This is a genomic window from Actinomyces polynesiensis, from assembly GCF_000820725.1.
Lineage (GTDB): Bacteria > Actinomycetota > Actinomycetes > Actinomycetales > Actinomycetaceae > Pauljensenia > Pauljensenia polynesiensis.
In genome coordinates, this window is record NZ_CCXH01000213.1 from 1 (window position 1) to 9,194 (window position 9,194).

Sequence of the window (9,194 nt, forward strand, 5' to 3'; positions counted from 1 at the left end):
TGAGGCCCCCGCAGCCGTTGGTGAGGACCACCTGTGTGGCGCCCGTGGCCGCCGCCGTGCGCATGCCGTGGGCGACGGCGCGCACGCCGCGGCCCTCGTAGAGGTGGGTGCGGGACCCGAGGACGAGGGCGACCCGCTCGGACCCGGCGAGCCTGATGGAGCGCATGACGGGCACGTGCCCGGCGACGGCGGGGGCGTGGAAGCCCGGGACCTCGGCGGCGGGGATCTCGGAGACGGTCTCACCGACGAGGTCGGCCGCCCCACCCCACCCGGAACCCAGGACGAGGGCGAGGTCGTGGTGGGCGATGCCGGAGCGTTCCGCAATGACGTCGGCGGCGCGACGTGCGTGGTCGGTGGGGGTCTCGAGGGGCGCGGAGGCGTGTCGTGGGCTCTGTTCCATGCCTCCACGCTAGCCGAGGGGTGTGCCTCCCCGGCATTCGGGGGACTCCCCGGGGGCGGGGTGCCCGAGCCGGTGCAGTCGGTGTCCGACGCGACGTGGTGGGGGAGCCACGGTGCGGGTCACGGCCACGCCGGGGGCGGCGTTCTGCGAACATGGGGGCATGACGCAGGCAGCACCGCAGGGCACGCCGCAGGCCGAGTCCGTCTCACCCGTCCGCACCGGGTCGAGGGTCGTCATCATCGGGGGAGGCCCCGGCGGCTACGAGGCCGCGACGGTGGCGTCGCGCATGGGGGCGGACGTCTGGCTGGTCGAGCGGCGCGGGATGGGCGGGTCGGCGGTCCTCACCGATGTCGTCCCCTCCAAGACGCTCATCGCCACCTCGGAGTGGACGGCACAGACGGAGTCGGCGGGCGAGCTCGGCATCCGCACCGGTGCCGTCGGGGTGGACATGGCGATGGTCAACACCCGACTGCGCCTCCTGGCGGCCACGCAGTCCTCGGACATCCGCTCCGCCCTCGCCCAGAGTGGTGTCCACCTCCTCGACGGCTCGGCACGGCTCCTGCCCGGCCCCACCGAGCACGGACGTCGTCGGGTGCTGGTCGTGAGCGAACCGGGCGGCGCCGAGCGCGAACTCGAGGCCGAGATCGTCCTCCTGGCGACGGGGGCCCGCCCCCGTGAACTCCCCGATGCGATCCCGGACGGGGAACGCATCCTCAACTGGACGCAGCTCTACGACCTCGACGAGGTCCCCGACCACCTCGTCGTCGTCGGGTCGGGGGTGACGGGCGCCGAGTTCGCAGGAGCCTTCCTCACGCTCGGCTCCCGGGTGACGCTGGTGTCCTCCCGTGACCGGGTCCTGCCCGGTGAGGACGCCGATGCCGCGGAGATCGTCGAGGAGGTCTTCCGGCGCCGCGGCATGCGCATCGAGCGGCGCTCGCGGGCCGCAGGTGCCGTCAACACGGGCGAGGGCGTGGAGGTCACCCTGACCGACGGGCGCGTGGTACGCGGTTCCCACTGCCTGATGGCCGTCGGGGCCGTCCCCAACACCGAGGGCCTCGGGCTACCGGAGGCCGGGGTGGAGCTGACCGCCTCCGGCCACGTCCGCGTCGACCGCGTGTCGCGGACGACGGCCTTCCGCGTCTACGCGGCCGGGGACTGCACCGGCGTCCTCCCCCTCGCCTCGGTCGCCGCCCAACAGGGACGCATCGCCATGTGGCACGCCCTGGGGGACACCCTGGAGCCCCTGGACACCTCCGCCATCGCCCAGGCGGTCTTCACCTCCCCGGAGGTCGCCAACGTCGGCCTCTCGGAGGCCGCGGCCACCCGGGCGGGGCGCGAGGTCCGGGTCGCCCAGCTGCCCCTGGCGCGCAACCCCCGCGCGAAGATGCAGGGCGTCTCCGACGGTTTCGTCAAGATCATCGCCTCGGAGGCGGGCGTGGTCCTCGGCGGTGTCGTCGTCGGCCCCCACGCCTCCGACCTCGTCTTCCCACTGACACTGGCGGTGCGTCAGCGGATGACCGTCGACGAGCTCTCCGCAGCCCCCACCGTCTACCCCTCGATCTCCGGCAGCATCGCCGAGGTCGCACGTATGCTGCACTGACGGGGCACCTGCCCCGCACCCGGAAGGACACCATGACCACCCTCGACCTGACCGATCCGGTCACCCTGACCGGGCAACTCGTCGACATCGCCTCCGTCTCGGGGGACGAGGCGCGCATCGCCGACGCGATCGAGGACGCGCTGGAGGGTCTCCCACACCTGGAGGTCCTGCGCGACGGGGACGGCGTGGTGGCGCGCACCCGTCTGGGTAGGGAGGCACGAATCGTGCTCGCCGGTCACCTCGACACCGTGCCCATCGTCGGCAACGTGCCCTCCCGGCGGGAGGTGCGCGAGGGCGTGGACACCCTGGTCGGGCGGGGCAGCGTCGACATGAAGGGTGGCGTGGCCGTCCTCGTGCACCTCGCGGCCGCCCTCGTCGATCCCCGCCACGACGTCACCTGGGTGTTCTACGACCACGAGGAGGTCGCCTCCTCCCTCAACGGCCTGGGACGCCTGTGCAGCCACCACCCGGACTGGGTCGTGGGCGACCTCGCCCTCCTCGGCGAGCCCACCGCCACGCAGGTCGAGGGCGGGTGCAACGGCACCCTGCGCGTCATCGCCCACTTCCCCGGCGTGGCCGCCCACTCCGCACGCGCCTGGCGCGGGGAGAACGCCATCCACAAGGCCGCCCCCGTCATCGAGCGCATCGCCTCCTTCGGCAACCCCGTCGTCACGGTCGACGGCCTCGACTACCGCGAGTCCCTGTCCGTGGTCCGCTTCGAGGGTGGGGGCGCCACCAACGTCATCCCCGACTCCGCCACGATGACCGTCAACTACCGGTTCGCCCCCTCGGTGCACGGGGACGAGGCGATGGAGGTGGTCCGCTGGGTCTTCGAGGGATCGGATGCCTCGCTGGAGATCGACGACCTCGCCGAGGGTGCGCGTCCCGGCCTCGACTCCCCTCTGGCCCAGGAGTTCATCAGGGCGGCCGGGGACGTCACCGTCGGCCCGAAGTACGGGTGGACCGACGTGGCGCGCTTCTCGGCGCTCGGGGTCCCGGCACTGAACTTCGGACCGGGGGACCCCCTCCTGGCCCACACCGTCGACGAGCACGTGCCCGTCGACCAGATCATCCGCTGCTCGGACGTCCTGCGACGTTGGCTGGGCGCGGGGGAAGAAGGAACACCGGCGTGACACCCACACCACCGAAGGCCCCCGGCAACGGCGGGACCCCGAGCAACCACCGCAAGTCCTACCGCCGCGGCCCGGTCCTCCTGCGCGGCAAGCAGATCCCGAAGGAGACCTCCGACGCGCGCCTGCTGCGTCCCCAGCCCGAGGCCGACTGGCTCCACGAGGACCCCTGGCGCGTCCTGCGCATCCAGGCGGAGTTCATCGAGGGGTTCGGCGCACTCGCCGAGATCGGCCCCGCCATCTCCGTCTTCGGCTCCGCGCGCACCCCGGAGGGGTCGAAGCGCTGGGAGGAGGGACGCCGCATCGGTGAGCTCGTCGCCGAGGCCGGCTACGCAGTCATCACCGGTGGTGGCCCCGGAGCCATGGAGGCCGCGAACAAGGGTGCCTGGGACGCGGGCGGAACCTCGGTCGGCCTCGGCATCGAGCTGCCCCATGAGCAGGGCATGAACCAGTGGGTCAACCTGGGCATCAACTTCCGCTACTTCTTCGCGCGCAAGACGATGTTCGTCAAGTACTCCCACGGGTTCATCGTGCTCCCGGGGGGCTTCGGCACCATGGACGAGCTCTTCGAGGCGCTCACCCTGGTCCAGACCCACAAGATCGAGTCCTTCCCGATCGTGCTGCTCGGGACCGAGTACTGGGGAGGCCTCTTCGACTGGATCCGCTCGACCATGGTCGAGGGCGGGACGGTGTCCCCCGGCGACGACGGGCTCGTGACGATCGTCGACGACCCGGAGGAGGCGGTGCGCCTGGTGATCTCCCGGGCGCGCTGAGGGTCCGTGGCGGATCCACGCCCGGGGTGCTCCGTGGCGGCCGGCAGGCACGGGCGGGGATGTTCGCCGCCCGTGGGCGGGTGCCGTTGCGGTGCCAACAGGTAGAATGGGGTGGTCCACTGCCGGACGGGTGGGACGACGCCCGGCAGCAGAGCACGATTGGCACTGAGGAGCGCGCACATGGCAGCGATGAAGCCGAGGACCGGTGACGGACCACTGGAGGCCACCAAGGAGGGGCGCGGCATCGTGATGCGCATCCCCAGCGAGGGCGGTGGACGCCTGGTCATCGAGCTCACCCCGGCAGAGGCGAGCGAGCTCGCGGAGGCCCTCTCCGCAGCAGTCTGATCCACCCATCGGCCGCGCGCGCCGGTCCCCGGAGGGACGGAGGCGGCCCGGCCGTTGACGAGGCAGTCGAGGGGCCCCGGCACCGTGTGGTGCCGGGGCCCCTCGCTGTCACCGGGGGGATCGCGGAGACCTGACTTCAGGTCGGGGACGCACACGACCGTCCCCGGCACGAACACCGCGGCAGGACCGCAGGCGGGTGCCGGATCAGCGTCGCACGGCCACGGCGACGCCGTCACCGACGGGGAGCAGTGCCGAGACGAACTCCTCGGTCTCCCCGAGGACCCGGGTGACCTCCCGCATGACGACGGTGTCGGTGTCACGCTGGGCGGGATCGGCGACGCGGTCGTGCCACAGGGCGTGCACGACCACGGCGACACCACCCGGACGCAGGACCCGCACGGCGTGGTCCAGGTACTCCGGCGTCTCGGAGACATCGGCGTCGACGACGACCATGTCGTAGCCCCCTGCCGCCATGCGGGGGAGGACGTCCAGTGCCCGACCGGCGATCAGGCGCGTGCGGTGTCCGGGGACACCCGCTGCGTGGAAGGCGCTGCGCGCGTGCTTCTGGAACTCGGACTCGGAATCGATGGTGGTGAGGACCCCGTCGGGGGACATGCCCTCCAGCAACCACAGCCCGGACACCCCGGCGCCGGTACCGATCTCGAGGACCGCGCGTGCGTTCGCGACTGCCGCCAGCATGCGCAGGGTGGCACCGACCCCCGTCGTGACGGGTTCGGCCCCCAGCTCCACGGCGACCTCACGGGCTGCCGCGACCTCCTCGCGCTCGGTGGCGTACTCCTCGGTGTACACCCAGGTCTGCGCCTTGTCGGTCGCCATGACGTCTCCCGTCCTCGTCCTGGTGCCCAGCCTATCCCGGTGTGAGGTGGTGCCGTTCCCGTCAGGGGAGGGCACCGGGGTGTCCCGGTGCTCAGCGGCCTCCGACCGGGGAGACCCCCAGCGGACGACCCGCCAGGCCACGGGCACGCTGCCCGAGCGTCGCGGCCAGGTCGCGCACCACGTCGGCGGCGTCGCCCTCGCCCAGGGAGACGGGACGACCCGTGTCCCCACCCTCACGCAGGGCGATGTCGAGGGGCACCTGTCCCAGGAGCGGGACGTCGTACCCGAGCTGTGCGCTCAGGCGCGCGGCCACGGAGGCGCCACCCCCGGAACCGAAGACCTCGAGGTGGGAGCCGTCGGGCTGCACCAGGTAGGACATGTTCTCCACGACGCCGATGACACGCTGGCGGGTCTGGCCCGCGATGGAACCTGCGCGCTCCGCGACCTCGGCGGCCGCCACCTGCGGGGTCGTCACCACGAGGATCTCGGAGTTCGGCAGGAGCTGCGCGATGGAGATGGCGACGTCGCCGGTGCCGGGGGGCATGTCGATGAGGAGGACGTCCAGGTCACCCCAGAAGACGTCACCCAGGAACTGCTGGAGGGCCCGGTGCAGCATCGGCCCACGCCAGACGACGGCCTGCCCGTCGGGGACGAACATCCCGATGGACATGACCTTGATGCCCTCCACGCCCACCGGCGGGATGATCATGCCGTCGATGACCTGCGGCTCGTGCTCGACGCCGAGCATGCGGGGGATCGAGAACCCGTAGATGTCGGCGTCCATGACGCCGACCTTCAGCCCCTGTGCGGACATGGCGGCCGCGAGGTTGGCGGTCATCGAGGACTTGCCGACCCCACCCTTGCCGGAGGTCACCGCGATGACGCGGGTGAGGGAACCCGGCTGGGCGAAGGGGATCTCGCGCTCGGCCCGTCCCCCGTTGAGCTTCTCGCGCAGGGCCTTCTTCTGCTCGTCGTCCATGACGCCCATGGACACGTCGACGGCGGCGACGCCGTCCAGCGCCCCGACCGCCTCCTTGACGTCCTTGGTGATGGTGGCGTGCAGCGGACACCCTGCGGTGGTCAGGAGGACGGTGACGGCGACCCGGTCCCCGTCCACGGCGACGGAGTCGATCATGTCGAGATCGGTGATGGGGCGGCGGATCTCGGGGTCGATGACGGTCTCGAGGGCCGCCGTGACCTCAGCTTCGGTGACAGACATGGCTCCCATGGTACGTGGGTGTGGGCGGTGCGGCCGAGTGACCTTTGCCCTTCCACGAGGGCGGACGGACATGCGTGCAGGTCCGTTGCGCGGATCGGGGATTCCGGGCAGTGCTGCGACCGGCGACACCCACGCGCACCCTGCGCGGCGACCGGAGGTCCTCGCCTCCCCGGACACCGCGGGCCCTGCCCCTCCGGTCCGGAAGGTCTCCCGTGTCAGGACAGGGGTGTCCCGCCGGTGCCCCCCGACCCGTCCGGCCCCTGAGGGTCGTCCTGTCCGGCGGGAGAGCCCGTGTCCGCATGACTGCGGGAGCCGCCCTCGTCGGTGGACGAACGGCCACCACCCGCCTCGGAGTGGGGGTGGGAACGGGTCTCGGGGACGCTGTCGCGCTCGGCGCGCAGGTCGTCGAGCATGTTGCGCAGCTCGGAGCGCACGAAGTCCCGGGTGGCCACGTCCTGGAGGGCCAGGCGCAGGCCGGCGATCTCACGCGTGAGGTACTCGGTGTCGGTGAGGTTGCGTTCGGCGCGCTGGCGGTCCTGCTCGGCCTGGACGCGGTCGCGGTCGTCCTGGCGGTTCTGGGCGAGCAGGATCAGGGGGGCTGCGTAGGAGGCCTGCAGGGAGAGCATCAGCGTCAGGGCGGTGAAGCCGAGTTCCGCCTTGTCGAACTGGAGCTTCGCCGGGGCCAGGGTGTTCCAGGCGATCCAGAAGATGACGAAGACGCTCAGGTACACGAGGAACTGGGGCGTCCCGGAGAAGCGGGCGATGCGCTCCGCCCCGCGCCCGAGCACCTCGGACTCGAGGTTGAGGCGCGGCATGTGCCGGTTGGAGTCCCGTGGGGTGTCGAGCCGGTCAGCCATCGATGTTCCTCGCCATCATGCGGTCGGTGACCTCGTCGTCGAAGTCGCGCCAGTCCTCGGGCAGCAACTCGTCGAGCACGTCGTCCACGGACACGGCGCCCAGGAGGTGGTCGTCGTCGTCGATGACGGGGAGGATCGTCAGGTTGTACGTGGCCAGCAGGCGCGTCACCGTGGCGACGTGGGCCGTGGGGGGGACGGCCTCGATGTCGGAGTCCATGATCGTCCCCAGCAGGGTCTGCGGTGGTTCCCGCAGGGCGCGCTGGACGTGGACGACACCCAGGTAGGGACCGGTCGGTGTCTCTGTCGGCGGCCGGGTCACGAAGACCATCGTCGCGAGGGAGGCGGGGATGTCCTCGCGACGCACGGCGGCGAGCATCTGGGCCACCGTCGCGTCGGGCCCGAGGATGACGGGTTCGGTGGTCATCAGGCCGCCGGCGGTGGACTCCTCGTAGGTGAGGAGGCGGCGGACGTCCTCGGCCTCCTCGGGCTCCATGAGGGCCAGGAGCGACTGGGCCTTGGCGTCGGGGAGCTCGGAGACGAGGTCGGCGGCGTCATCGGGCTGCATGACGTCGAGGACGTCGGCGGCGCGCGCGGCATCCAGGGCGGAGACGATGGCGACGCGGTCGTCGTCGCCCAGCTCCTCCAGGACGTCGGCCAGGCGGGCATCGGGCAGTTCCATGGCGACCGCGAACTGACGGTCCGGGGGGAGCGTGTGGATGAAGTCCGCCAGGTCCACCGGCTTCATGTCCTCGGTGTGCTGGACGAGCGCCGTGGCGGCCTGGGTGGAGTCGGTCTTGAGCAGCCCCGTGACCTCGTCCAGGTCGACGGTCATCGTCTCCCCGCCCCTGCGGAACCCCAGGGAGTTCTGGCGCACGCGCTGGACGTGGAGCTTGGAGATCACCCAGTCGCGAGGTCGGCGCTGCTCCATGGCGACGTCGAGGATGCGGACCTGGCCCGACCCGTCGTTCATCGTGACGATGCGGTCGAAGAGCTGGGAGAGCACGAGGGTCTCGATGGGGCGCTGCGTGAAGCGACGCATGTTGAGCAGGCCGGTGGTGATGACGGCACCCGGCTTGATGGCCGTGACCCGGGTGAGCGGCAGGAAGACGCGTCTGCGCGGGCCGACCTCGACGACGAACCCGATGACGTTGGCCGTCAGGTCCAGACGGATCGTGGCGACCACGTCGTGGATCTTCCCGACCTTCTCGCCCAGGGGATCGAAGACGCCGGTGCCCGCCAACTTGGCGACGAAGATGCGTCTTCCGCTGGTTCCCACTCGGGTCGGTGCATTGCTCACGGGAACAGCCTAGGCTGCTGGGGGAGGGGGAGGGGTGTGGACCCTTCCGGCCCGGAAGGAGCACGACACATGGACAACAGGCAGAACCCGCGTCTGCGGGTGCCCACGATGCCCGACGGCACTGAGGTCGCGTCGTACCGCACGTACCTCGAGGCGTCCAATGCGGTCGACTACCTCTCCGACAACGGCTTCGACGTGAAGAGCATCACCATCGTCGGTTCCGACCTGCACATGGTGGAGCGGGTGACCGGGCGCCTGACGCTGGGGAAGGCCGCTGCCTCCGGGGCGGGGTCGGGTGCCCTGTGGGGCACCTTCATGGGCCTGATGATGTCCTTCGCCACGACATCGGGGCAGGCGGGTGTGCCGTGGGTGTTCATCGGCATGGCCGGCGGCGCGGTGTTCGGTGTCCTGATGTCCGTGATCCTCTTCGGGATGGCGGGTGGGCAGCGCGACTTCACGTCCCAGTCCCAGGTCGTGGCCAGCCGGTACGCGGTCCTGGCGTCAGCGGACGTCGACGGGGCGTTCAAGCTGCTCCAGAAGACGCCCGGCAACCAGATGCGCCCCACGCCAGCGCGTGCGCGGCCGGTGCGCAGCGGTCCCAGCGAGTACGGTTCCCGGCCCGGGGAGAAGCCGAGGTTCGGCGTGCGCCTCAGCGCGGCCGAGAAGGAGCACGAGCAGGAGACCGGCGAGGCCCCGGGGACCGACCTGCGGGAGCGTGAGGAGGCGGCGCAGGCGC

At 71.6% G+C, this 9,194-nt stretch carries 9 protein-coding genes and 1 pseudogene; 5 read left to right on the forward strand and 5 right to left on the reverse strand.

Features of this window, described 5'->3' with window-relative positions; genetic code table 11:
- A pseudogene (locus TA90_RS09195) lies at nucleotides 1-400 on the reverse strand (purine-nucleoside phosphorylase); the annotation flags it as partial.
- Between the two features lie 160 nt (nucleotides 401-560).
- Here TA90_RS09195 and TA90_RS09200 point away from each other — a divergent pair.
- From TA90_RS09200 to TA90_RS13915, 4 genes are all read left to right on the forward strand, one after another.
- The gene (locus tag TA90_RS09200) at nucleotides 561-2,000 is read left to right on the forward strand and encodes an NAD(P)H-quinone dehydrogenase (RefSeq protein ID WP_043535910.1); all 1,440 of its coding nucleotides are present in this window, start codon (nucleotides 561-563) and stop codon (nucleotides 1,998-2,000) included.
- A 32-nt stretch (nucleotides 2,001-2,032) separates the two neighbouring features.
- Nucleotides 2,033-3,133, forward strand: a complete 1,101-nt coding sequence (gene dapE / locus TA90_RS09205) for a succinyl-diaminopimelate desuccinylase (RefSeq protein WP_043535907.1) — start codon at nucleotides 2,033-2,035, stop codon at nucleotides 3,131-3,133.
- Nucleotides 3,130-3,903: an LOG family protein gene (locus TA90_RS09210; protein ID WP_052450705.1), complete on the forward strand. Its 774-nt coding sequence runs from the start codon at nucleotides 3,130-3,132 to the stop codon at nucleotides 3,901-3,903. Before dapE ends, TA90_RS09210 begins: the two co-directional genes overlap by 4 nt.
- A gap of 180 nt (nucleotides 3,904-4,083) precedes the next feature.
- Nucleotides 4,084-4,248, forward strand: coding sequence for a DUF3117 domain-containing protein (locus TA90_RS13915; RefSeq protein ID WP_074015370.1), 165 nt, complete (start codon nucleotides 4,084-4,086; stop codon nucleotides 4,246-4,248).
- A 204-nt stretch (nucleotides 4,249-4,452) separates the two neighbouring features.
- Here the strand turns inward: TA90_RS13915 and TA90_RS09215 are convergent, their stop codons facing one another.
- The 4 genes from TA90_RS09215 to TA90_RS09230 all read right to left on the reverse strand — a co-directional run bounded on the left by TA90_RS09215 (nucleotide 4,453) and on the right by TA90_RS09230 (nucleotide 8,458).
- A complete protein-coding gene (locus TA90_RS09215; protein ID WP_043535908.1) occupies nucleotides 4,453-5,085 on the reverse strand; it encodes an O-methyltransferase in 633 nt (210 codons plus the stop codon).
- Nucleotides 5,086-5,176: 91 nt separating this feature from the next.
- On the reverse strand, nucleotides 5,177-6,313 hold the full coding sequence (locus TA90_RS09220) for an Mrp/NBP35 family ATP-binding protein (protein ID WP_407921586.1): 1,137 nt from the start codon (nucleotides 6,311-6,313) through the stop codon (nucleotides 5,177-5,179).
- A 206-nt stretch (nucleotides 6,314-6,519) separates the two neighbouring features.
- Nucleotides 6,520-7,161: a DUF1003 domain-containing protein gene (locus tag TA90_RS09225; protein ID WP_082031597.1), complete on the reverse strand. Its 642-nt coding sequence runs from the start codon at nucleotides 7,159-7,161 to the stop codon at nucleotides 6,520-6,522.
- Entirely contained in the window at nucleotides 7,154-8,458 is a 1,305-nt protein-coding gene (locus TA90_RS09230) for a magnesium transporter MgtE N-terminal domain-containing protein (protein ID WP_043535909.1), read from the reverse strand. Before TA90_RS09230 ends, TA90_RS09225 begins: the two co-directional genes overlap by 8 nt.
- Nucleotides 8,459-8,527: 69 nt before the next feature.
- On the opposite strand from TA90_RS09230, the gene TA90_RS09235 reads away from it, so the two are divergent.
- On the forward strand, nucleotides 8,528-9,194 hold a 667-nt coding region (locus TA90_RS09235), incomplete at its 3' end, for a DUF1097 domain-containing protein (protein WP_052450706.1).

Coding starts and splice junctions, on each gene's coding strand:
- dapE (WP_043535907.1), top strand. CDS start 2,033: ATGACCACCCTCGACCTGACCGATCCGGTCACCCTGACCGGGCAACTC.
- TA90_RS09215 (WP_043535908.1), bottom strand. CDS start 5,085: ATGGCGACCGACAAGGCGCAGACCTGGGTGTACACCGAGGAGTACGCC.
- TA90_RS09200 (WP_043535910.1), top strand. CDS start 561: ATGACGCAGGCAGCACCGCAGGGCACGCCGCAGGCCGAGTCCGTCTCA.
- TA90_RS09220 (WP_407921586.1), bottom strand. CDS start 6,313: ATGGGAGCCATGTCTGTCACCGAAGCTGAGGTCACGGCGGCCCTCGAG.
- TA90_RS09225 (WP_082031597.1), bottom strand. CDS start 7,161: ATGGCTGACCGGCTCGACACCCCACGGGACTCCAACCGGCACATGCCG.
- TA90_RS13915 (WP_074015370.1), top strand. CDS start 4,084: ATGGCAGCGATGAAGCCGAGGACCGGTGACGGACCACTGGAGGCCACC.